This window comes from Tsukamurella soli (genome assembly GCF_039541155.1).
In the GTDB taxonomy this organism is placed as follows: Bacteria; Actinomycetota; Actinomycetes; order Mycobacteriales; family Mycobacteriaceae; genus Tsukamurella; species Tsukamurella soli.
Genome location: NZ_BAABFR010000021.1, coordinates 31942 through 55231 on the forward strand (window position 1 = coordinate 31942; position 23290 = coordinate 55231).

General features: G+C 70.2%; 19 protein-coding genes. 6 read left to right on the plus strand and 13 right to left on the minus strand.

Features of this window, described 5'->3' with window-relative positions:
• Positions 1-2 precede the first annotated feature (2 nt).
• A complete protein-coding gene (locus ABD908_RS08895; RefSeq protein ID WP_344993941.1) occupies positions 3-323 on the minus strand; it encodes a carboxymuconolactone decarboxylase family protein in 321 nt (106 codons plus the stop codon).
• Positions 324-718: 395 nt separating this feature from the next.
• Between ABD908_RS08895 and ABD908_RS08900 the strand changes: the two genes are divergently transcribed.
• Positions 719-1702, plus strand: a complete 984-nt coding sequence (locus ABD908_RS08900) for an MBL fold metallo-hydrolase (protein ID WP_344993943.1) — start codon at positions 719-721, stop codon at positions 1700-1702.
• A gap of 105 nt (positions 1703-1807) precedes the next feature.
• On the opposite strand, the gene ABD908_RS08905 is transcribed toward ABD908_RS08900, so the two are convergent.
• The 5 genes from ABD908_RS08905 to ABD908_RS08925 form a co-directional block, all read right to left on the minus strand.
• Entirely contained in the window at positions 1808-1906 is a 99-nt protein-coding gene (locus tag ABD908_RS08905) for a hypothetical protein (protein ID WP_344993946.1), read from the minus strand.
• 367 nt (positions 1907-2273) lie between these two features.
• On the minus strand, positions 2274-2903 hold the full coding sequence (locus ABD908_RS08910; protein WP_344993949.1) for an SDR family oxidoreductase: 630 nt from the start codon (positions 2901-2903) through the stop codon (positions 2274-2276).
• Positions 2879-3220 carry an SDR family NAD(P)-dependent oxidoreductase gene (locus ABD908_RS08915; protein ID WP_344993952.1) on the minus strand — a complete coding sequence of 114 codons (342 nt, stop codon included), beginning with the start codon at positions 3218-3220 and terminating at the stop codon, positions 2879-2881. The genes ABD908_RS08910 and ABD908_RS08915 overlap by 25 nt, the downstream gene beginning before the upstream one ends.
• Entirely contained in the window at positions 3213-3983 is a 771-nt protein-coding gene (locus ABD908_RS08920; RefSeq protein ID WP_344993955.1) for a carboxymuconolactone decarboxylase family protein, read from the minus strand. The genes ABD908_RS08915 and ABD908_RS08920 overlap by 8 nt, the downstream gene beginning before the upstream one ends.
• Before the next feature lie 146 nt (positions 3984-4129).
• A complete protein-coding gene (locus ABD908_RS08925) occupies positions 4130-5605 on the minus strand; it encodes an acyltransferase (RefSeq protein ID WP_344993958.1) in 1476 nt (491 codons plus the stop codon).
• Between the two features lie 178 nt (positions 5606-5783).
• On the opposite strand from ABD908_RS08925, the gene ABD908_RS08930 reads away from it, so the two are divergent.
• A complete protein-coding gene (locus ABD908_RS08930) occupies positions 5784-9029 on the plus strand; it encodes a DEAD/DEAH box helicase (protein WP_344993961.1) in 3246 nt (1081 codons plus the stop codon).
• A gap of 31 nt (positions 9030-9060) precedes the next feature.
• Here ABD908_RS08930 and ABD908_RS08935 read toward each other — a convergent pair whose 3' ends face one another.
• The 3 genes from ABD908_RS08935 to ABD908_RS08945 all read right to left on the minus strand — a co-directional run bounded on the left by ABD908_RS08935 (position 9061) and on the right by ABD908_RS08945 (position 11856).
• Positions 9061-9282: a DUF6752 domain-containing protein gene (locus tag ABD908_RS08935; RefSeq protein WP_344993964.1), complete on the minus strand. Its 222-nt coding sequence runs from the start codon at positions 9280-9282 to the stop codon at positions 9061-9063.
• 47 nt (positions 9283-9329) lie between these two features.
• Positions 9330-10886 carry a class I SAM-dependent methyltransferase gene (locus ABD908_RS08940; protein ID WP_344993967.1) on the minus strand — a complete coding sequence of 519 codons (1557 nt, stop codon included), beginning with the start codon at positions 10884-10886 and terminating at the stop codon, positions 9330-9332.
• A 163-nt stretch (positions 10887-11049) separates the two neighbouring features.
• Positions 11050-11856, minus strand: a complete 807-nt coding sequence (locus tag ABD908_RS08945) for an SDR family oxidoreductase (protein ID WP_344993970.1) — start codon at positions 11854-11856, stop codon at positions 11050-11052.
• A 143-nt stretch (positions 11857-11999) separates the two neighbouring features.
• Between ABD908_RS08945 and ABD908_RS08950 the strand changes: the two genes are divergently transcribed.
• The gene (locus ABD908_RS08950) at positions 12000-15407 is read left to right on the plus strand and encodes a pyruvate carboxylase (RefSeq protein WP_344993972.1); all 3408 of its coding nucleotides are present in this window, start codon (positions 12000-12002) and stop codon (positions 15405-15407) included.
• A 110-nt stretch (positions 15408-15517) separates the two neighbouring features.
• Here ABD908_RS08950 and ABD908_RS08955 read toward each other — a convergent pair whose 3' ends face one another.
• Positions 15518-16129: a TIGR03086 family metal-binding protein gene (locus tag ABD908_RS08955; protein WP_344993975.1), complete on the minus strand. Its 612-nt coding sequence runs from the start codon at positions 16127-16129 to the stop codon at positions 15518-15520.
• A gap of 107 nt (positions 16130-16236) precedes the next feature.
• Between ABD908_RS08955 and ABD908_RS08960 the strand changes: the two genes are divergently transcribed.
• The gene (locus ABD908_RS08960; RefSeq protein WP_344993978.1) at positions 16237-17175 is read left to right on the plus strand and encodes a helix-turn-helix transcriptional regulator; all 939 of its coding nucleotides are present in this window, start codon (positions 16237-16239) and stop codon (positions 17173-17175) included.
• Here ABD908_RS08960 and ABD908_RS08965 read toward each other — a convergent pair.
• Positions 17160-17588 carry a MarR family winged helix-turn-helix transcriptional regulator gene (locus tag ABD908_RS08965; protein WP_344993980.1) on the minus strand — a complete coding sequence of 143 codons (429 nt, stop codon included), beginning with the start codon at positions 17586-17588 and terminating at the stop codon, positions 17160-17162. The two genes, ABD908_RS08960 and ABD908_RS08965, sit on opposite strands and share 16 nt — an antisense overlap.
• Positions 17589-17660: 72 nt before the next feature.
• Here ABD908_RS08965 and ABD908_RS08970 point away from each other — a divergent pair, with 72 nt between their 5' ends.
• Both ABD908_RS08970 and ABD908_RS08975 read left to right on the plus strand, forming a co-directional pair.
• Positions 17661-18446: an alpha/beta fold hydrolase gene (locus tag ABD908_RS08970; protein ID WP_344993982.1), complete on the plus strand. Its 786-nt coding sequence runs from the start codon at positions 17661-17663 to the stop codon at positions 18444-18446.
• A gap of 26 nt (positions 18447-18472) precedes the next feature.
• A complete protein-coding gene (locus ABD908_RS08975) occupies positions 18473-18868 on the plus strand; it encodes a YccF domain-containing protein (RefSeq protein ID WP_344993985.1) in 396 nt (131 codons plus the stop codon).
• Between the two features lie 12 nt (positions 18869-18880).
• On the opposite strand, the gene ABD908_RS08980 is transcribed toward ABD908_RS08975, so the two are convergent.
• Both ABD908_RS08980 and ABD908_RS08985 read right to left on the minus strand, forming a co-directional pair.
• Complete coding sequence (locus tag ABD908_RS08980; RefSeq protein ID WP_344993988.1) at positions 18881-19219, minus strand: nitroreductase/quinone reductase family protein; 339 nt, start codon at positions 19217-19219, stop codon at positions 18881-18883.
• Positions 19220-19328: 109 nt separating this feature from the next.
• Entirely contained in the window at positions 19329-23285 is a 3957-nt protein-coding gene (locus tag ABD908_RS08985) for a DNA-directed RNA polymerase subunit beta' (protein ID WP_344993990.1), read from the minus strand.
• Between the last annotated feature and the right edge of the window lie 5 nt (positions 23286-23290).

A 23290-nucleotide genomic window follows, 5' to 3' on the forward strand; every position in this document is an offset into this window, starting at 1 on the left:
GGTCACCGGGCATCGACGACCTGCTTCAGGGTCGTGGCCGCCGTCATCCCGGCCGGCCAGCCCGCGTAGAACGCCAGATGCGTGGCCGTCTCGGCCAACTCGTCTGTCGTCACACCGTTGTCCAAGGCGAGACCGAGGTGCGAGCGCAGTTGGTCGGTACGTCCCAACGCTGTCAACGCCGCCACCGTGATCAGACTGCGGTCCCGAGGCGAGAGCCCGGGGCGCGCCCAGACATCGCCGAACAAAACGTCGTCGGTCAACTCCGCCAACTTCGGGGCGATGTCCCCGACCAGCTGCTGCGCGCGACTTCGTTCCTGTGCCATGCGATTCCTCCTCCGAAGAACGAGAGCCCGGCGGCTCCCGGACTCGACGCTAAGCCCGCACGCAGGAACAAGGGAGGAACTACCAGTACACCTAAATCACCCCCGAGCTGCGGTCGGATAACGCACACGAAGCCGCAGCGGTCGTGCCCGTATTGATCCCCCGCCGCCTGTGCAACGTTGCGCTCGACGTCCTGAGCGACGCGTTGACACAACCTGAGTGCCATCCGTACGTTGTACCGATATAAGAACCAAACATCGGATACGCGACCGGAGTGATGATGTTCAACCAACCCCACCCACGGGCCGGGGCGACCGGGTCGCCGCCCGATGCTGCGCGCATCCGCCCTAAGACCCCGCCCGGCTGGTGTGTGACACCCGGCGTGTGGGCGACGGCGATGCCGTTCCCCAGTGTCATGGGCTACTCGTACTCGTATTCGGTCGAGGTCCCCAAGGGCCTGATAGTGGTGGATCTGGGCTGGGACACCGACGAGGGCTGGGCCGCATTCCAAGCCGGCCTCGCACGCGCGGGCCGTCGGGTGGGAGACGTCGTCGGGGTCGTCGCCACTCACGTGCACCCGGACCACTACGGTCTCGCGGGCCGCATCCAGGCGGCCAGCGACGCATGGATCGCCGTCCACGAGGCGGAGCGCCCCCAGATCGTCTCCTCCGGCGAGAAGACAGAATGGATCGGCCGACTCAGCGCCTGGCTGCTGCGGTGCGGCGTGCCAGGCCACGAGGGACTGCGCGGCGAGGTGTCCCGTCTGGTCGACGCGATGGTCGACGTGCAACCGGACCTGACCCTGCTCGACGGTGCGCGCGTCCCGGACACCGGGGACTGCCTCGAGGTGGTCCACACTCCCGGACACACCGCCGGGCACCTGTGCTTCCTCGACCGGGAACGGGGACTGCTGTTCACCGGCGACCACCTCCTGCCCCGGATCACACCGAACGTCTCGAAACGTCCCGGTTCGTGCCCCGACCCGCTCGCGGAGTACGAGACGTCGCTGCGCCGCGTCGCTGCAGCATCCGACTCCACCCTGGTCCTCCCAGGGCATGAATGGCCCTTCGCACAGCCGTCCCGGCGCGTCGCCGCAGTCCTCGACCACCATCAGCTGCGGCTCGCCGAGGTGAGCGACGCGGTGCAGCAGGGCGCCGACACCACCTGGCAGGTCGCCGCCGCTCTGCACTGGTCGCGGCCGTTCACATCTTTCGACGCGCGAGCGCAGCGGCAGGCCCTGGGCGAGACCTACGCCCACCTGCATCACTTGGCTGTGACGGGCCGCATCCGGATGGACGGCGACGATACGGCCGCGCCGATCCGATGGACCCCCGCCAGGCGATATCAGCCCGACACCGCCGCGGAGAACACGAGCATCTGATCTTCCCGACGAACTACGGGCGCGACCGTCTTTAGATCCGCGGCGCGGAGTGCGGTCAGGCGTTACGCCACGTGACGCAATGGAAGTACGCCGGTCAGCACGCGATCAAGGGAACGTGAGCACGATCTTGCCGACCGCGTCACCGGAGCGGAGCCGGTCGGCGGCCTGCCGGAACTCGCGGATGTCGACAGTCTGGTCGATCACCGGTCGGCTCTCTCCCCCGGGCGACGGCCGGGCGGACATCGGGCAGGAGGCCGGCTATGACTCCGGCCATCTCCCCATCGCGGGTGAAGCCGAAGGGCACCCCGTGCACGGTCAGGTGCCGGTACGACAGGGCGTCGAGGTCGATGCGCGAGATCGGGACGGCGAGGCGGCCGATATTCACGACGTGCCCATCCTCGGCCGTAGCCGGTAGGCACTCGACGAACGTCTGACCGGCGACGACGTCCTCGGCGAACGAATTCGGGATCGACCCCATCACCGGGTCACCGACCCGCCACCCGTCGACCCCGCCGCCGGTCGGGTCGGCTGGGGCCGAAATCGGCAGGTCGGCGTTGTTGGTGGCCGCGGGTCACGGCAGTGCCTCGCCTTCCGCATCCTGCGCGTCATCCCCTTGCGCGTCGGCCCTGTGCACGTCGTCCCCGCGCGACTCGGCCGTGTGCGACTCGGCCGTGTGCGACTCGGGCATGGGAGTCCGCCCCGCGAGGGGACCGTAGAAGTGCGAGGCGGTGCCGCCGCCGTCGATGAGGATGTCACTGCCGGTGATGAACGCGCCCTGCGCGCCCAGGAGCAGTTCGGCGACCGTGCCCACCTCGTCGGGGGTGCCGGCGCGCCCGGCGGGGCTGAGCTCGATCATCCGCCGATAGCCTGCCCCGTTGGCGCCGTCGAGCTCGTCGCGGGCGAGTGGGGTGATGATGATGCCGGGGCTGATCGCGTTGACCCGCGCCCCGCGCTCGCCCCACCGCACAGCCTCCGCCATGACGCGGAGCACGTTGGCGCGCTTGGACATCTGGTAAGCGTGGAGGCGGTCGCTGAGCCGATCCGGCTGGAGCATCGGCAGGTCCGGCAACTCGTCGACCGGCGTGGTCGCGAGCTGCAAGTCCTGCTCCGCGGTGAGCGCAGGCAGGCGGTGTCCCGACTGCGACGCGATCACCACCCCGGCTCCGCCCGCGGCGATCACCCGCCCGAACTCCTCAAGCACCAGCGCCTCCCGTACAGATCGACGCGCAGGATCTGCTCGACGGTGGCCTGGCTCGCCGAGACGCCGGCGGCGTGGATCACACCGGTGACCGCTCCAAGCGCGGTCGCGGCGTCCGCGAGGGCGTGCACCGACGCCCGGGAGGAGACGTCGACGACGGCGGCACTCACCTCGAACCCCGCATCGGCAAGCACCCGGGCCGCCGCGTCCGCGTTCTCCTGTCGGAGGTCGGCGAGCAGCACGTGCTTGCCCGCGCTGACGCGCCGGGCGATCGCCTGCCCTATCGAGCCGGCTCCGATGACGACGATCACATCACTCATTCGGAGTTCCTGCGGGCGCGACCGCGTCGATCGCCGCGATCGCGTTCAGGGTGCGCGGATAGCCGATGTACGGCAGTAGCGCGGTGACCACCGCCAGCAGCGTGGCGCGGTCGTTGCCGACGTTGACGTTGCAGGCGACGTGACCGCGCACCTGGGCGTCGCAGCCGCCCTGGGCCGCGAGCATCGACAGCGTGAGCAGCTCGCGCGTCGGGACGTCGATGCCGTCGCGGGTGACGTAGTCGCCGAAGCAGTCGGCCGAGAGGAACCGCTGGATGTGCGCCTCGTCGGCGGGCGCGTTCGCATACATCGCGTCGACCCGCTCGGCGCCGACGATCCGCTTCTGCACCGCTAGCCCGGCCGCGGCGCGGGTGTCCGGCGCGGTGGTGGACCGGCTGGGCAGCGGAAGCTCGACGCCCCGCTCGGTGAGCACCTCGTTGGTGGCGTGCACGAATTCACGGACGCGCCCCATCCCGACGTACGGCACCGCCTGGTAGACGATCTCCTTCGCCTCGACGGGCGTGACGCCCGCCGTGAGCGCCGCCCCGAGCATCGCGCGGTACTCGCCGTGCGCCTGGCACGCGATCAGCGCCGCGAGCTGCACCATCAGCCTGGTCCGGGGCTCCAGCGGGCTGTCGCGGAGCACCTCGTCGAACGCGAAGTTGCGGAACACCTCGGTCAGGTCCGGATCGGTCGCCGCGAGCGTGCCTTCGCTCTCCGGGAAGAGCTGCTCGTAGTTCTCCTGCGCCGTCTGCGAGATCCTCATATCGCTGGGTACTCCATCTCTGCCCGTAGGCCGACTCGTGCTGTACCCGTCGAGTCAACCGACTTCGGCGGCGCGGAGCCAGACCCTGCTCAGCCAGGCACCGTCGGTACCCCCCACGCAGGCGCCGTCCGGCAGCAGGACCCCCGTCAGGCGGCGACGGTGCGGCGGCGCGCAGCGACCAGGCAGCCGGCGGTGCTCAGCAGCTGGATGACGCCGACGACCCAGATCATCGTGCCGACGGGCATGTCGAGCACGCTCTGCAGCAGCGCGCCGACCGCGATCAACGCCACGCCGAACACCAGCACGTCGCGGACGTTCTGCTTGGCGAGCGGGATCATCTCGCGGCCGGTCGTCACCAGGCTCAGCGGGGAGCGCCGCAGGACCTCGACGGCGACGACCGTGACGGCGATACACGCGATGTAGGTGACGATGGTGACCCACGGCGCGTAGACGGTGAATCGGAAGCGCTGGATGGTGGGCGCAAGCTCCTGCAACGACAACCCGTGCACGAGGAAGATGCCGAAGGACCGGTCGGCCGCCTTGGACATCAGATTGTCGGCGATCGACCCGGGCGAGCGACGCTCCGACCACAGGGTGCCGATCCCGTACAGGCTGAGCGCGATGCCCATGAAGAGGAACACGCTGTACGGCTTGAAGACGCTGGCTGCGTCGGAAGCCATCATGTGGTGCGTCCGATGCAGGTAGTACAGGACGGTGACGAACCCCACGACGAAGGTGGCCGCCAACACCGCGTACCACCACCTGCGTACGAACGCACGGAACGCGTCGAAGTGCATCGCGGCGATCATGCCCGCCACTGTGAAGAACTGGTACGGGATCATGGTCAGCGGCAGGTGGACCCACAGCTTGTTCGTGAGCCAGGTGTCGAAGAACGCGGGCTTGGGACCGCTCATCATGTGCAGCACGTAGACGTGGAACAGGAAGCTCGCGGCGAGGATGTACTTGTGGTAGCCGAACGACCACCGCAGGAACTTGAGCACCCACGGGAACACGACGTACACCTGCATGGTGCAGAACACGAAGTACAGGTGATACCAGGCGTTACCGCTGAAGATGTCGTAGCCCAGCGTCTTGAACGACTGCCACGTCGCAGAGCCCGAGTCGAACCCCTTCGCGAAGCTGCCGAAGTAGGGCGGCCACAGCAGCGTGTAGTGATACAGCCAGTAGAAGACGGTCCAGAGCAGGTACGGCAGGCCGATCAGCTTGAATCGCCGCCGCCAGAACGTGGTGGCCTTGAGCTCCTTGAACCGGTACTGGTAGACCAGCACGAACCCGGTGAGCGCGAAGAACGAGTTGCGGGTGTAGTGCAGCGCCATCTGGATCGCGTTGGACGCGACGTTGGTGGGGACCGTCGTCCCCGACACGCAATGATCGAGGATCACGCCGGCGAACGTGATGAGCCGGACGAAGTCGATCTCGTAGAGGTGACCGCTCTTCTTGCGGGGCTTGCTCCCGCCCGACGTCGCCCCCGGGGCGCCACTACCGGTCGCTGGGTCGGCCACCGCGCCACCGTCGGCTACCGCCGCCACGGCCCCGTCGACAGACGGGTCCTCCAACGCCTTACCCTCTTGGTCGCCGCCCGCTCGTTGATCCACGCTCACTATTCACAATCCCTGAATGCATTCGGCACACCACCTCGGCGGTCTCCCCGGTACGGTAGCGGCACGTCCCATGTGCGATCAATTCAACGCACGGGCCGACAGCACATTGACAGGACCGACGCGGGCCGCATCGAACGCTCGGAGGCCCACCGAATCCGGCTATACTGGCCGCTTGGCTATGAGCGGACCCTCCTTCGTCGACAGCGACCTGGTTCCCTTCTTCGGCGCACCTACGGTGCGTCGGGCTCGGGAGTACGTCTCGACGGGTCTGATCGCCGATCTGGAGTGGGAGCCGGAGAAGAAGGTCGTGACGGGCATCGTCGCCGGCACCCGCGAGTACGAGACCCGCGTGTGGGTCAGCCGCTCCGGTCAGCGCTGGGTCCCCGTCCGCTCCCTGTGCACGTGCCCCGTGGGCCTGAGCTGCAAGCACGGCGCGGCGCTGCTGCTCGAGCTCACCACCGAGGACGTCGACGGTGCCGGGCCCGCCGCGGTCCCGTGGGAGAAACAGCTCGAGGCGCTGCTCCCGGGGCCGACGCCGACCGCCACCGTCGTCCCCGTGGCGGTGCAGTTCGACATGGACGCGCGCGGCACGTACTCCGGCGCCCGGCTGTCCGCGCGACTGGTGATGCCGGGCATGCGCGAGGGCTCGTGGGTGGCCGGCGACCTGCGCTGGCGCACCGTCGCCGGCTCCACCCGCATCCCCGCGCCGCACCGCGAGCCGCTGACGGCGCTCGCCCAGCTGGCCACGTGGTCGGTGTACGGGGCCGACGCGTGGGTGGACCTGGGATCGATCGACACCCCGATGCTGTGGGAGCAGCTGCGGGCCGTGCGCGACGCGGGGGTGCCGCTGCTCGCGAAGGCCCCGCGCACCGAGGTGATCCTCGGGCCGCCCACCCGCCTCGGCCTGGTCGCCGGGCCGGTCGAGGCTGCCGCCGCCGGTGTCGAGACGACCGGCGGGGGTGTCGAGACCGCCGGCGCGGGTGTAGAGCTGGTCCTCGAGGCCGACCTCGGAGGCGGGCCCAAGCCGTTCACCGGGGGGCTGCTCGGGATGCAGCGTGCCACCGGGCTGTTCCAGCTGGACCCGGGCGTGCTGCGCCTGGCACCGCTCGCGGCGCCCCTGACGCCGCAGCACACCGCGGCGCTGCGCCGATTCACGCCCGTCCACGTGCCCGCGGCCGACCTGCCCCGCCTCCGCGACAAGTACCTGCCGTTCCTGGCCGCGACCACGCCCGTGCGCGACCCGGGCTCCGCCGTGGGCGACATCGCCGTCAGCCGTCCCGTACTGGTCTGCGCCGCCTGCTATTTCGCCGGCGCCGGCGAGCTCGAGGTGGCGTGGAGGTGGCGATACTCGGTGGGCGCCGACACCCGCGACTTCGCGCTCGGCACCGAACCTCCCGGACTCGCCGACGCCGTCGGCCAGCAGCGCATCACCCGCGCGATGCTGCACGCCCTGCGCGACGCGGGCGTCACCGTCGACCACTCGCAGGGCTTCTATACCGGCACCGAGGCGGCGCTGTGGCTCGCCGACGTGGCCCCCGTGCTGCGCACGGTGCCCGACCTGGCCGTCGAGGTGCGGGGCGACCCGGGCTTCCGCTGGGCCGAGCGGGCGGCGACGATGTCGGTGTCGGTGGGGTCGTCGGACCGGCCCGGGAACACCGACTGGTTCGACCTCGAGGTCACCGTGGAGGTCGACGGCGAGCCGGTGCCGTTCCGGGACGTCTTCACCGCGGTCGCGGCGGGCCAGGACACCATCGTCACGCCCGGCGGCCTGTTGGCCCGGATCGACGGCGAGCGCTTCGACCGCCTGCGCGAGCTGATCGGCGAGGCGCGCGAGCTCCCGGTGCGGGGGCGCCGGCGCCGGTCCTCCGGTGAGGACGGTGGCGGGTCGTTCACCATCAGCCGGTTCCAGGCCGGGCTCGTCGACGACCTCGCCGAGCTGGCCGACGATGCGCAGCTCGACGCCGACTGGCGCCGCCGGGTAGGTGCGCTCACCGCGGGCGAGCTGCCCCGGCAGGAGACGCCGCCGTCTCTGGCGGCCGAGTTGCGGCCGTACCAGCGCGACGGCCTGGACTGGCTGTCGTTCCTGTGGGACAACGGTTTCGGTGGAATCCTCGCCGACGACATGGGTCTCGGCAAGACCGTGCAGACCCTCGCGCTGATCTGCCGTGCGCACGCGGAGCAGCCCGGGCCGTTCCTCGTGGTCGCGCCCACATCCGTGGTCGCCAACTGGGCCGCCGAGTGCGCCCGGTTCGCCCCCCATCTGACGGTGGCGACGGTGACGGAGACCTCCGCCAAGTCGCGCATCCCGCTGGCGGACGTGGTGGCGGGCGCCGACGTGGTGCTGACCTCGTACACGCTGCTGCGGCTGGACGACGAGCAGTACTCGGGTCTGGCGTGGGCCGGCGTGATCCTGGACGAGGCCCAGTTCGTGAAGAACCCGCGCTCCAAGGCGTTCGGCGCCGTGACCGCGCTGGACCGCCGGTTCACGCTGGCCGTGACGGGCACCCCGATGGAGAACCACCTCGAGGAACTATGGGCCCTGCTGGCGCTCACCGTGCCCGGCCTGTTCCCCGGCCGCTCGTACTTCGCCGACGAGTACCGCCGCCCCATCGAGCGCGGCGGCGACGACGACCGGCTCGCCCGACTGCGCCGCCGGGTGCGGCCGTTCATGCTGCGCCGCACCAAGGATCTGGTCGCCAAGGACCTGCCGGAGAAGATCGAGGCGGTGGTCACCGTGGACCTGTCCGAGGAGCACCGACACACCTACGACCGGATCCTGGCCGACCAGCGCGCCAAGCTGCTGGGGCTGCTGAACGACCTCGACGGCAACCGGTTCGAGATCCTGCGCTCGCTCACGTTGCTGCGCCGCCTGGCGCTCGACCCGAGCCTGATCGACGAGGAGCTCGCGGTGGAGAACGTCGCGAAGCTCGACTACCTCAGCGACAAGCTCGACGAGTTGCTCGAGGAGGACCACAGCGTGCTGGTGTTCAGCCAGTTCACCGGCTTCCTGCGTAAGGCGGCCGAACGACTCGACGAGCAGGGCATCTCGTACGCGTACCTCGACGGTTCGACCACCGATCGACCGGCGGTGATCGAGCAGTTCACCTCCGGCCGCGCGTCCGTGTTCCTGATCAGCCTCAAGGCCGGCGGCTTCGGCCTGAACCTGGTACAGGCCGACTACTGCTTCCTATTGGACCCGTGGTGGAACCCCGCCGCCGAGGCGCAGGCCATCGACCGCGCCCACCGCATCGGCCAGACGCGCAGCGTGATGGTGTACCGGCTGGTGTCCGCCGACACCATCGAGGACAAGGTGATGGCGCTCAAGGCCCGCAAGGCAGCCCTGTTCGAGTCCGTGGTCGACGGCGGCGGCGGTTTCGACGCGCGCCTGGCCGCCGCCGACATCCGGGCGCTGCTCGAGGGCTGATTCGACCGGCTGAGCGGCGCGGAGGGACCGCTTAGAACGAGGTCTCGCCGTACTTCGCGAGGACCTCGCGGATCCGGGCGTCGTCGCGGTCGGCGGCGGGCACCAGCACCTCGGCGACCACGTCGGTGAGCTCCGCGACCCGCTGGTGCAGCCTCCGGTTCTCCTGCACGTCCCGCTCGAGCTGCTTCAGCCGCTCCGGCAGCTGCCGGGCGGTCCTGGCGGCCCAGGTGAGTCGGTCGATCCGACCCCTCACCGTCCGGCCTCGAGCCCGTGCGCCCGCCTTCAGTGCTTCCAGCGACGTCAGCGCTTCCATACCGCTACCAACCTGCATACGTGGGGATCCTCCTGCTTGTAGACGGCGAGTCCGTGACCGGCCTCGCAGTGCTCGATGCTGCCGCCGGACGCCTCGATCTCGGCGATCACGGCCGCAGGTTCCAGATAACGCCGGAAGTGCTCGCCGAACTCGTGCTCCGCGACGGCGTCGAGACCGGTGCGGAACTCCAGGTAGAACCTGCCGCCGCGGCGCAGGGCCATGCCCGCGATCCGCCACAGGTTGTGCCGGCCCCCGTCCTCGAGGGCGTGGATCAGGAAGCGCCCGTACAGGGCGGGCGGGGCGTCCCGGTGCGCCAGCTCGCCACCGAGCGCCAGCACCTGGCGGATGTCGTAGAGGTTCAGCGTGCGGAACCGTGCCGGCAGGCCCTCGTCCCGCGCGTGGTGGCCCGCCCGCTCCGTGGCGGCGGGGATGTAGTCCAGGCCGAGCACGTCCCGCCCCTGCCGCGCGAACCACAGGGCGTCGCGTCCAGTGCCGGTGCCGATGTCCACTATCGCCGATCCGGGTGGCTCCTGATCCTGTACCCACCGCGCGAACGGCGACGGCTCGGTGGGCACCGTCTCCTGCGAGCGTCCGAAGTAGAACGGCCACCAGTGGTCGTGGTTGCCGTTGTTGCCGCGCAGCCACCCGTCGAGGCGACGGTGCACCCAGTGCGGCGCCTCGAACTTGAACGACGGGTCCGGGATCCGCCAGCCGGGGCCGTACGTGATCTCCAGCACGGCCTCGGGGTCCGCCGGCGCCGTGATCTTGCGACCGTGCAACTCGACCTCGCCGAGCGGCAGGACCATGTCTGTGCGGAACGCATCCGAGGCCACCTCGGGCAACAGGTAGAACACGTCCCCGACCACGAAGCCGGCGAACACGTCGATGGCCCGGCCACCTTCGGGGTCGGGCACGATCACCTTGAAGTCGCCCGCGCAGAACCGCCACGTCCAATACCCGGCCTCGATCATGACCCGCTCGAGCGCGAACGACTCGCGGGCGATGTCCACGGGGCTCGTGTGCCGGCTCAGGTAGGCGACGTCGGCGTCCGAGTCGTGCGGGATGAACGCCCCGTCGCGCACCGCGCCGAGCAGGGCGCCGTACGCCAGGAACGCGTCGACGCCGGCACCGGCGAGCCTGGCCAGCACATCCTCGACCGCGTCCAGCAGCACGTCGATGGTGGCCTGCCCGCGCGCAGCGAACCCACACTGCAGATCGCCCGCCTTGTCGACGATGAGCGGGCGGCCGGCCCTGTCGACGACGCGCACCCGGCCGGCACCGTCGTCGAACGCGTAGTCACCGTCGAACAGGGTCCGCTCGGAGAAGCGCTCGCGCACGGTCACGTGACCGGTTCCACGGAGGAAGGGCCGCAGGCTCGCCGGCCACGGAGCCAGCTGCTGCGCGGCGCGCCCGACCTTGCGGGTGTCACGCTCGGACTGGAACGACCACACCCACTGCCCGTCGAAGAGCACGTCGATCACCGCGGGTTCCGAGGCGTCGACCGCCACACCCGCGTGGTCGACGATCGCGTACGCCTCAGCCATGCGCACGCCGCGACGCGGGAGACGAGCGACGGACCGGGTCCCCGGTGGCGGGGCTCGGCATCGAGACTCCCGGCAGTGCGGTGCTATCCGGACGTATCTCGATGACGGTTTCGCTCATCGATGGGAATATAGGGGCGCCGACCGGCCCCGGCAACGGTTGCGCTCACCGTGAGCGCAGCGCGCCGCGCGCTTGCCGGCGGTCGCCGATCCTCCGCACGACGCCGAGCACCGTCAGCCCCGCGGCCGGGGCGATGTCGAGCCCCCGTACCAGCGCGCCCCGCCACCGCGGGACCACGCGGAAGATCTGTCGGCCGGCCATCAGCTCCAGGCCGGCCCGCGCGACGTCGTCCGCGTCCAGCGGCTTCGGCCCGGAGAACAGCAGCGCCGCGCCCGGATCCTCGGCGCGAGTGCTCACCATCTGCGTGCCGACGACGTCCGGGCACAGCGCGTGCGCGCGGATCGGCAGCCCGGCGTGGGCGAGGTCGCCCTGCAGCGACGAGGTGTACGACAGCACGGCCGCCTTGGTCGCGGCATACAGCGCGAGGCCGGGCACCGGGCCGAGTGCCGAGATGGACGCGACGTTGAGGATCGCTCCGCCCGCCTGTCCCATCTGCGCCACCGCGGCGGCCGAACCCGCCATGACGCCGCGTACGTTGACGTCGAGGATGGTGGCGATCTCCACGTCCGGGTGGCTCCAGGCATCGCCGGCGAAGAGCACGCCCGCGTTGTTCACCCAGACGGCCAGCCGACCCAGCTCCGCGGCCTCGTCCGCGATTCGACGGTGCGCGGCGATGTCCCGCACGTCGTGTGGCAGTCCGACGGCACCGCGGCCGATCTCGGCGGCGGACCGCTGTGCGGCGTCACCGTCGACATCGGTGAGTACCACGCGATGCCCGGCATCGGCGAGGCGCCGCGCGAACGCGAGCCCGATTCCCCGGCCGGCGCCGGTCACAACTGCAGTCGTCGTCATGCACACACGGTAGGCGCCGAAAACCCGCGGGCGGCCGCACGGTACGCGCCGGAACGACGGCGCCGCCGAACCGCCGCCCGCGGTGTGCCTACACCTATAGGGTCGAACCGTAAAAGATCCGCCTCCCACGAAGGGGTCATCTCTTGTTCTCCAAGGTTCTGGTCGCCAATCGCGGCGAGATCGCTATCCGTGCTCTGCGTGCCGCGTACGAGTTGGGGGCGGCGACGGTGGCGGTGTACCCCTACGAGGACCGCAACGCCGGACACCGGACGAAGGCGGACGAGAGCTATCAGATCGGCGAGCCGGGGCATCCGGTCCGCGCGTATCTGTCGGTCGAGGAGATCATCGGTGCGGCACAGCGTTCCGGTGCCGACGCGGTGTATCCGGGGTACGGGTTCCTGTCGGAGAACCCGGATCTGGCGGCGGCGTGCGCGGCGGCAGGGATCACGTTCGTGGGGCCGCCGGCGGACATCCTGGAGTTGACCGGCAACAAGGCCCATGCGGTGGCGGCGGCGAAGGCCGCGGGCCTGCCGGTGCTGGCATCGTCGGAGCCGTCGGCGGATGTCGACGAACTGCTGATCGCGGCGCAGTCGATGACGTTCCCGGTGTTCGTCAAAGCCGTCGCGGGTGGCGGCGGCCGGGGCATGCGCCGGGTCGCGGAGCCCGGCGATCTGCGGGAGGCGATCGAGGCCGCCGCGCGGGAGGCGGAGTCGGCGTTCGGCGACGCGACGGTGTTCCTCGAGCAGGCCGTCGTCGACCCCCGGCACATCGAGGTGCAGATCCTCGCCGACACCCACGGCGACGTCATCCACCTGTACGAACGGGACTGCTCGCTGCAACGCCGGCATCAGAAGGTGATCGAGCTCGCGCCTGCCCCGAACCTCGATCCCGCACTGCGCGACCGCATCTGCGCCGACGCGGTGGCGTTCGCCGAGCACATCGGCTACTCGTGCGCCGGCACCGTCGAATTCCTCCTCGATACCCGCGGGCAGCACTTCTTCATCGAGATGAACCCCCGCATCCAGGTCGAGCACACGGTGACGGAGGAGATCACCGACGTCGACCTGGTGCAAGCCCAGCTGCGGATCGCCGCCGGGGAGTCACTCGCGGATCTCGGGCTGTCGCAGGATCGGATCACCGTCCGCGGCGCCGCGCTGCAGTGCCGCATCACCACCGAGGACCCGTCGGCCGGCTTCCGCCCGGACACCGGCCGGCTCACCGCCTACCGGTCGCCGGGCGGCGCCGGGGTGCGGCTCGACGGCGCCGCGTCGCTGGGCACCGAGGTCGGTGGGCACTTCGACTCGATGCTGGTGAAGCTGACCTGCCGCGGCCGGGACTTCGCCACGGCGATCTCCCGCGCGCGGCGGGCGGTGGCGGAGTTCCGCATCCGCGGGGTCGCCACCAACATCCCGTTCCTGCAGGCGGTACTCGACGACCCCGACTTCCGCGCCGGCCGGATCACCACCTCGTTCATCGCCGAGCACCCGCAGCTGCTGACGCAACGCAACTCCGCCGACCGCGGCACCCGCATCCTGACCTACCTCGCCGACGTCACCGTCAACCACCCGCACGGCGAGCGACCCACCGCGGCCTACGCGATCGACAAGCTGCCCGCCATCGACCTGACCGCGGCGGCGCCGGACGGATCGCGGCAGCGGCTACTCGCGTTGGGCCCGGAGGGCTTCGCGGCCGACCTGCGCCGGCAGAAGGCGCTCGGCGTCACGGACACCACGTTCCGCGACGCACACCAGTCGCTGCTGGCGACCCGGGTACGCACCCGCAGCCTGCTGTCGGTGGCGCCGTACGTGGCCAGGATGACCCCGCAGTTGCTGTCCATCGAGGCGTGGGGCGGCGCGACCTACGATGTGGCGCTGCGGTTCCTGTTCGAGGATCCGTGGGAGCGGCTGGCGAAGCTGCGGGAGGCGGTCCCCAACATCTGTCTGCAGATGCTGCTGCGCGGCCGCAACACCGTCGGCTACACGCCGTACCCCGACACCGTCACCCGCGCATTCGTCACCGAGGCCGCCGCCACCGGCGTCGACATCTTCCGTATCTTCGACGCCCTCAACGACGTCGAACAGATGCGCCCGGCGATCGACGCGGTCCGCGACACCGGCACCGGCGTCGCGGAGGTCGCCCTGTCCTACACCGGCGATCTCACCGATCCGGGTGAGGACCTGTACACCCTCGACTACTACCTGCGCCTCGCAGAACGGATCATCGATGCCGGCGCCCACATCCTGGCCATCAAGGACATGGCCGGGCTGCTCCGCGCCCCCGCCGCCGCCACACTGGTCACCGCCCTGCGTCGGGAGTTCGACCTGCCGGTGCACGTGCACACACACGACACCCCCGGCGGGCAGCTGGCCACCTACCTCGCCGCCTGGCAGGCCGGCGCCGACGCCGTCGACGGCGCCTCCGCGGCGATGGCCGGCACCACCAGCCAACCCGCACTCTCCGCGATCGTCGCCGCCACGGCCCACACCGACCGCGACACCGGCCTCTCGCTGGCGGCGGTCTGCGACCTCGAACCGTACTGGGAGGCCCTCCGCCGGGAATACGCCCCGTTCGAATCCGGACTGCCCGCCCCCACCGGACGCGTCTACACCCACGAGATCCCCGGCGGCCAGCTGTCCAACCTGCGGCAGCAGGCCATCGCCCTCGGCCTCGGCGACCGGTTCGAAGACGTCGAAGCCGCCTACGCCGGCGCCGACCGGCTGCTCGGCCGCCTGATCAAGGTCACCCCCTCCTCCAAGGTGGTCGGCGACCTCGCCCTGGCATTGGTCGGAAACCAGGTCAGCACAGAACAATTCGCCGCCGACCCCGGCGCCTACGATATCCCCGACTCCGTCATCGGATTCCTCCGCGGCGAACTCGGCACCCCCGTCGCCGGCTGGCCCGAACCCCTACGCACCCGCGCCCTGCACGGCCGAGCCGGCGCCCGACCCGTCACTCCCGTGTCGGCGGAGGACGCCGCTCTCCTGGACGGCTCGTCGGCGGAGCGCCGGGCGACCCTCAACCGGCTGCTGTTCCCTACCCCCACAAAGGAATTCGAAACGCACCGGGAGAAGTACGGCGACACCAGCCTGCTCTCGACCAACCAGTTCTTCTACGGACTGCGCCAGGGCGAGGAGCACCGTGTGCCGCTCGAGAAGGGCGTCGAACTGCTCATCGTCCTCGAGGCCGTCTCCGAACCCGACGAGCGCGGGCTGCGGACCGTGATGTGCAACCTCAACGGGCAGCTGCGCCCCGTCACCGTCCGCGACCGCTCCGTCCAAGCCGAGATCCCGCCGGCCGAACGCGCCGACCGCTCCGACCCCCGCCAGGTCCCCGCCCCGTTCGCCGGCGTCGTCACCCTGGGTGTCGAGGTCGGACAGACCGTCACCGCGGGCGACACCGTCGCCACCATCGAAGCGATGAAGATGGAGGCCGCGATCACGGCACCCCGCGGCGGCACCGTCAGCCGCCTCGCCATCGGCGGTATACAGCAGGTCGAGGGCGGTGACCTACTACTCGTCATCGAACCCAACGCCGAGACCGCCGACGTCTGACCAACATGTGCACCGTTCCGTCGGCCCGTCGGGCCGACGGAACGGTGCACATGTTGCGGCGACGGAAGCGACGGTCACAGAGTCCGACCCGGCCGGTCAGACCGGGCTGATCAGACCCAGCCGGTCGAGCTGCGTCCGGCCCAGTTGGCGAGGCGCTCGGTGGGCCCGGCACCGTCACGCGGCTCGACGACGGCGGCGAACGGCACCCCCTCTGCGCCGCGGATCTCCGCCGGGATGAACGTTCGAACGACGGGAGCGACCGCCTCCACGACCGCCGCGTCGGCCTCCGCCGGCTGCCCGGTCGCGACGGCGAGATCCCAACCGTGCACCAGGAATTCGTTCGTGTAGGCCCACAGGGCGCCACGGCCGGGCACGGTGCCCCATGGCACCGTCACCGGGCGGTCGAGCAGGGCGTCGTCGGCCCATGCCGCCTCCGCCCGAGCGACCCGCGCCGCGAACTCCTCGGCGGCGACCGCACCGTCGGTCACCGTCACCTCGGCGATCGAGGGCACGCCCTCGACGGTGCCCCTCTCGGCGAGCGCGATGTAGCGGTCGGCGATACCGAGGAGATGATTCACCAGGGTGCGCACGTCGAACTCCGTGCACGGGGTGGGCAGTCCGAACTGCTCGGCGGTCACGCCGGCGAGCAGGTGCGTTGCGCGCTGGGCGGCGACACCGATGGCGGGGCGGGGGTCCGCGAGGCGGGTATCGGATGCGGTCATGACGTGCTCCCTCGATCGTTGGCCGCGGGGCTGTCCTGCGACCGATGCCCTGAGTCAACACCAAGAACATGACACCGATTGTCATGTTTTCCCGAGAGAATCGAGGCATGCGCGCCGACCGGCTCCTCGCCATCCTCATGCTGCTGCGGCACCGCGGCCGACTCACCGCGGGCGAACTCGCGGCGGAGTTGGAGGTCTCGGTACGCACGGTGCTGCGCGACGTCGAGGCCCTGTCGGCGGCGGGGGTACCCGTCTACACCGACCGCGGCCGCGGCGGCGGGATCAGCCTGCTCCCCGGGTACCGCACCGACCTCACGGGGCTCACGCTCGACGAGGCCAAGGCGCTCCTGGCCTCCGCCTCGGGGCGGGTCCACTCCCCCGCGTTCGCGAGCGCGATGCGCAAGGTCGCGGCCGCGCTGCCCGAGCCGCACCGCGCCGCGGCCACGCAGGCGGCGGAGCGGATCCTGGTGCTGCCGGAGGGATTCGCGCGCCCCCGCGCGCCCGAGCCGCTCCTCGGCGCGCTGCAGCAGGCGGTGTTCGACGGTGTCCGCATCCGCGTCCGGTACCGGGCGCGAGGCTCCGATGTCGCCGAGCGGGTGCTCGACCCCGTGGGCCTGGTGCACGCCGGCGAGGTCTGGTACCTGCTGGCCCGGCGCGACGGTGCCGACCGCACTTACCGGGTCTCGCGGTTCGAATCCGTCGAACCCACAGGCGAACCCACGGATCGCCCTGCCACCGTCGACCTCGCCGCCGCGTTCGAGGCGAGCCGGGCGTCGTTCCGGGAGACGTTGCACGACACCGTCGTCACGGTGCTGATCGACCCGAAGGTTCGGGATATGGTGGCCCGCACCATCATCGAGATCATAGACGAGGCGGCGGATGCCGACGGCCGCATCCGGATCCGCGCCCGGTTCGGCGGCGAGCAGCACCTGCTGCGCACGCTCTGGTCGCTCGGCCCCACGGTCGAGTTGCTGGACCCGCCGGCGATGCGGCAGGCGATCGCCGCGCGTGCAGCCGCCACCCTCGAGCACTATGGCGACGTCTGACCCGGCTCATTGCCCGTCGCCTTGGTCAGGAGACCGTACAGCTGCTCACGCTCGGCAGGCGTGAGCCGCCCGAGCGTCTCGGACAGCACGTCCTCGACGATGCCGGCACCGTCGGCGTAGGCGCGCTCGCCTGCGGGGGTGAGACGGTGTCGGACCGCGCGCCCGGGACCGTCGACCCGTTCCAGCAGATCGCGGTCGACCATCCGTCGCGCGAGCTCGCCCATCGACTGGTCGGTCTGAAAGGTGAGCTCGGCAAGGCTGTGCAGGGTCGCGTCGGGCTGTCGCCGCGCGTGCCGGAGCACGTCCCACTGCACGAGCGACAGCCCCACCGACCCGAGCCGGCGGTTGCTGTCTCGATGGTGGCGCCACTGCAGCCGCTTGACGGCGAGGCCCACGTCCTGGATCGACTGCACAGGCCACAGCGTACCAACCTCCTTATATAAGGTTCCTTGCCTAGTGCCCGACCTTCACCTAAGGTTCCTTACATGACTCAGATCGCCGTAGGACCGGCCACCATCGACTTCACCGACCAGGGCACAGGCCACCCCGTATTGCTGTTGCACGGCGGCGGTGGACCCGCCACCGTCGCCGCGTGGGCCGACCGTCTGGCCGCGGACCGACCCGCGCGGGTGATCGCGCCCGTTCACCCCGGGTTCGCCGGCACCGTCCGGCCCGACGCCGTCGCCACCGTCCGCGACCTGGCAGCCCTCTACACCGAGTTGCTCGACGCGCTCGACCTGCACGACGTCACCGTGGTCGGGAACTCGATCGGCGGCTGGATCGCCGCAGAGATGGCCGTCATCGGCTCCCGGCGAGTCAGCGGGTACGTGCTGGTCGATGCCGTCGGTCTGCAGGTGGCCGAGCACCCCGTGGTCGACTTCTTCTCACTCAGCCCGGCCGAGATCGCCGACCGCAGCTACGCGGACCCCGCGACGTACGGGATCGACCCCACGACACTGCCGCCGGAGGCGCTGGCCGCGATGGCGGGCAACCGCCGCATGCTGGGGGTGTACGCGGGAGAGTCGATGAGCGACGCCGCACTCGGCGATCGCCTCCGGTCGGTCTGCACTCCCACCCTCGTCGTGTGGGGCGAGGCGGATCGGATCTCTGACGTCGGCCTGGGACGGGCGTTCGCCGACGCGATCCCCGCGGCGCGCTTCGAGCTGATCACCGGCGCCGGACACCTGCCGCAGATCGAGGCGCCGGCGGCCCTCACGAACGTCGTCTGGGCCTTCGTCGAGGAGTCGGCCCACTCGCCTCGACGCGGCTGAGCCCCCGGCGCGGGCACACTGGAGCCATGAAGCTCCTGCTGAACATCATCTGGCTCGTCCTGTGCGGCTTCTGGATGGCGCTGGGTTATGCGATCGCCGGCATCGTCTGCTGCATCCTGATCATCACCATCCCGTTCGGGATCGCGGCGTTCCGGATCGCCGCGTACGCGCTGTGGCCGTTCGGACGGACGGTGGTGCGCCGCCCGGACGCCAGCGCGGCCTCGCTGGTCGGCAACATCATCTGGCTGGTGGTGGCCGGCGTCTGGCTCGCGATCGGTCACCTCACCACGGGGATCGCGCTGTGCTGCACCATCATCGGCATCCCGCTCGGGATCGCCAATTTCAAGCTGATCCCCGTGTCGCTGCTACCGCTGGGCGCCGAGATCGTGCCGACCGACGCACCCTATCCGGCCCGGTACTGAGCCCGCCCACGATCAGGCGAAGGTGATCGTCACCGTCACAGCGCCCTTGTCGTCGCGGCGCGCGACCGCCGTACCCGTGCGGGCATCGCTGTTGATGGTGACGGTGACCGGGGCGCCGGTGCCGGTGAAGTTGCGCCACCACGACTTCTGATCGGGCATCGCCACCCCGACGACCACGTCGTCGCCGCGCCGCCGGTAGCTGACGGGCAGGCTGACGGCCTTCCCGGAGCGACGGCCGGTGTAAGAGAGGACCGCCATCGAGCCGCCGAGCTTCTCACCGACGACGGGTAGCGACAGCAGAGGGGTGACGGCCTTGTTGAAGACGGCGGCGGACCGCTGGAAGAGGTTCATGCGCCCGACGGTACTGCAGCCGGCGCGCCTCCGACCGGTGGCGGAGCTGGAAACGGGGGAAGCCCCCGACCCGAAGGTCGGGAGCTTCCCCGGTCTGCACTGCGAACGACTACCGATAGTCGTTCGAGAACCCGTAGTCGTCGAGCGGCACCGCCGCGCCGGACGGGGCACCGAAGGCGCCCTCCGGGCTGTAGTACTGCTCGTCGAAGCTCGGCACCGAGTAGGCGGCGGCGCGGGCCTCCTCGGTCGGCTGCACCTGGATGTTCCGGTACCGGGCGATGCCGGTGCCAGCCGGGATCAGCTTGCCGATGATCACGTTCTCCTTCAAGCCGACCAGCTTGTCGGAGCGGGTATTGATCGCGGCGTCCGTGAGCACGCGGGTGGTCTCCTGGAAGGAGGCCGCCGACAGCCACGAGTCCGTCGCGAGCGACGCCTTGGTGATACCCATCAGCACGGGACGGCCGGCCGCGGGCTCGCCGCCCTCGGCCACGACGCGACGGTTCGCCGCCTCGAACTCGGCACGCTCGGTGAGCGAGCCGGGCAGGAACTCCGTCGAGCCCGAGTCGATGATCGTCACGCGGCGCAGCATCTGACGCACGATGGTCTCGATGTGCTTGTCGTGGATCGACACACCCTGGCTCCGATACACCTCCTGGACCTCGTTGACCAGGTGCACCTGCACCTGCCGCGGTCCCATGACGCGGAGCACCTCGTGCGGGTCGGCCGCGCCCTCGAGCAGCTGCTGACCCACGTCGACGTGGTCACCGTCGGCCAGCAGACGCTCGCTGCCGTCGTCGTGCTTGAACACGCGCAGGCGCTGGCGCTTGCTGATCTTGTCGTACACGACCTCTTCGCCACCGTCGTCCGGCGTGATGGTGATCGTGTAGAACCGATCGTCGTCCTCGAGCCGCACGCGGCCGGCGACCTCGGCGATCGGCGCCTTGCCCTTGGGCACGCGGGCCTCGAACAGCTCCTGGACACGCGGCAGACCACCGGTGATGTCGTCGCCGACGCCACCCTGGTGGAACGTACGCATGGTCAGCTGCGTGCCGGGCTCACCGATCGACTGCGCGGCGACGATGCCGACCGCCTCGCCGATGTCCACCAGCTTGCCGGTGGCCATCGAGCGGCCGTAGCAGGTCGCGCAGACGCCGGTGCCGGTGGTGCAGGTGAGCACGGAACGCACCTTCACCTCGGTGATGCCCGCGGCCAGCAGGGCCTCGATCGCCGGATCGCCCAGGTCGTGGCCACGCTCGATGACGACCTGACCGGACGCGTCCACCGCGTCCTCGGCGAGAGTCCGCGCGTAGGCGGAGGTCTCGACGTGGGCGTCGCGGATGAGCGTGCCGTCCGCCTGCTTCTCCGCCAGCGGCACCATGATGCCGCGGGTGGTGTTGCAGTCGGTCTCGCGGACGATGACGTCCTGCGACACGTCCACCAGACGACGGGTCAGGTAACCCGAGTCGGCGGTGCGGAGCGCGGTGTCGGCCAGGCCCTTACGTGCACCGTGGGTGTTGATGAAGTACTCCAGCACCGTCAGGCCCTCACGGAACGAGGACTTGATCGGCCGCGGGATGAACTCACCCTTCGGGTTGGTCACCAGACCCTTCATGCCGGCCAGGTTGCGCACCTGCGTCATGTTGCCCGTGGCACCCGACTTCGGGATCATCGTGATCGGGTTGTCTTCGGGGTAGTAGTCCTCGATGGCCTTACCGACCTCTTCGGTCGCCTGCTTCCAGATCTCCACCAGCGCGTCACGGCGCTCGGTCGAGGTCAGGGCGCCACGCGCGTACTTGCGCTCCAGCCCGTCGGCACGCTCCTCGTAGTGATCGAGGATCTCCGTCTTCCGCGGCGGCACGAGCACGTCCGCCATGGAGACGGTCACGCCCGAGCGGGTCGCCCAGTAGAAACCGGCGTCCTTGAGCTTGTCCACGGTCTGCGCGACCACGATCATCGGGTAGCGCTCGGCCAGATCGTTGATGATCGTCGCCTGCCGCTTCTTCGGCATCTGCTCGTTGATGAACGGGTAGTCCGCCGGGAGCAGCTCGTTGAACATCACGCGACCCAGCGTCGTCTCCGCGATCCACGCCTGGCCGCGCTTCCAGCCGTCGGGGAACTGCTCCGCCTCGACCTCGACAGTCGGGCGCTGCGTGGTCAGGCGCACCCGAATGGGGGCCTGGATCGACAGCTCACCCAGGTCGGTGGCCATGATGGCCTCGGCCGGGCTGGAGTAGACGCCGTGCTCGGCGGAGTCCGTGGTGGCGGCCTGGTGGGCGCCCGCCGCGTTCTCCTTGAGCGTGGTCAGGTGGTACAGACCGGTCACCATGTCCAGACGGGGCATGGCGAGCGGGCGACCCGACGCCGGCGACAGGATGTTGTTGCTGGACAGCATCAGGATGCGGGCCTCGGCCTGCGCCTCCGCCGACAGCGGCAGGTGCACGGCCATCTGGTCACCGTCGAAGTCGGCGTTGAACGCCTCACACACGAGCGGGTGCAGCTGGATGGCCTTGCCCTCCACCAGCTGCGGCTCGAACGCCTGGATACCCAGGCGGTGCAGCGTCGGCGCGCGGTTCAGCAGCACGGGGTGCTCGGCGATGACCTCTTCGAGGACGTCCCACACCTGCGGCCGCTGCCGCTCCACCATCCGCTTGGCCGACTTGATGTTCTGCGCGTGGTTGAGGTCCACGAGGCGCTTCATCACGAAGGGCTTGAACAGCTCCAGCGCCATCAGCTTGGGCAGACCGCACTGGTGCAGCTTCAGCTGCGGGCCGACGACGATGACGGAACGGCCGGAGTAGTCGACGCGCTTGCCGAGCAGGTTCTGGCGGAACCGGCCCTGCTTGCCCTTGAGCAGATCCGACAGCGACTTCAGCGGGCGGTTGCCCGGTCCGGTGACCGGCCGGCCGCGACGGCCGTTGTCGAACAGCGCGTCCACGGACTCCTGCAGCATCCGCTTCTCGTTGTTGACGATGATCTCGGGCGCACCGAGGTCGATCAGTCGCTTGAGGCGGTTGTTGCGGTTGATCACGCGGCGGTACAGGTCGTTCAGGTCGGAGGTCGCGAAGCGGCCACCGTCCAGCTGCACCATCGGGCGCAGCTCCGGCGGGATCACCGGGACCGCGTCGAGGACCATGCCCAGCGGCGAGTTGCCCGACTGCTGGAACGCGGCCACGACCTTGAGCCGCTTGAGGGCGCGGAGCTTCTTCTGCCCCTTGCCCGAGCGGATGATCTCGCGCAGTTCCTCGGCCTCGGCGTCGATGTCGAAGTTCTCGATGAGCTTCTTGATCGCCTCGGCACCCATGGCGCCCGTGAAGTACTCGCCGTAGCGGTCCTGCAGCTCGCGGTACAGCCGCTCGTCGACGATCATGTCTTTCGGCGAGAGCTTGACGAAGGTCGTCCAGATCTCGTCGAGCTCGTCGATGGCACGCTGCGCACGGTCGCGGATCTGCCGCATCTCCCGCTCGCCGCCGTCCTTCACCTTGCGGCGCGCATCGGCCTTGGCGCCTTCGGCCTCGAGCACGGCCAGGTCGTCCTCGAGCTTCTTGGCCCGGTTCTCCAGGTCCACGTCGCGCTGGTCGGCGAGGACCTTCTTCTCGGAGGTGATCTCGGCCTCGAGCGTCGACTGCTCGTTGTGCCGCTGCTCGTCGTCGACGGCGACGATCACGTAGGCCGCGAAGTAGATGATCTTCTCGAGGTCCTTGGGCGCCAGGTCCAGCAGGTACCCGAGGCGCGAGGGCACGCCCTTGAAGTACCAGATGTGCGTGACCGGCGCGGCCAGCTCGATGTGGCCCATCCGCTCACGCCGCACCTTGGCGCGAGTGACCTCGACGCCGCAGCGCTCACAGATGATGCCCTTGAAGCGGACACGCTTGTACTTACCGCAGTAGCACTCCCAGTCGCGAGTCGGTCCGAAGATCTTCTCGCAGAACAGGCCGTCCTTCTCGGGCTTGAGCGTGCGGTAGTTGATGGTCTCGGGCTTCTTGACCTCGCCGTAGCTCCAGTTGTGGATGTCGTCGACGGTCGCCAGACCGATCTTGAGTTCGTCGAAGAAGTTGACGTCGAGCACTTGTC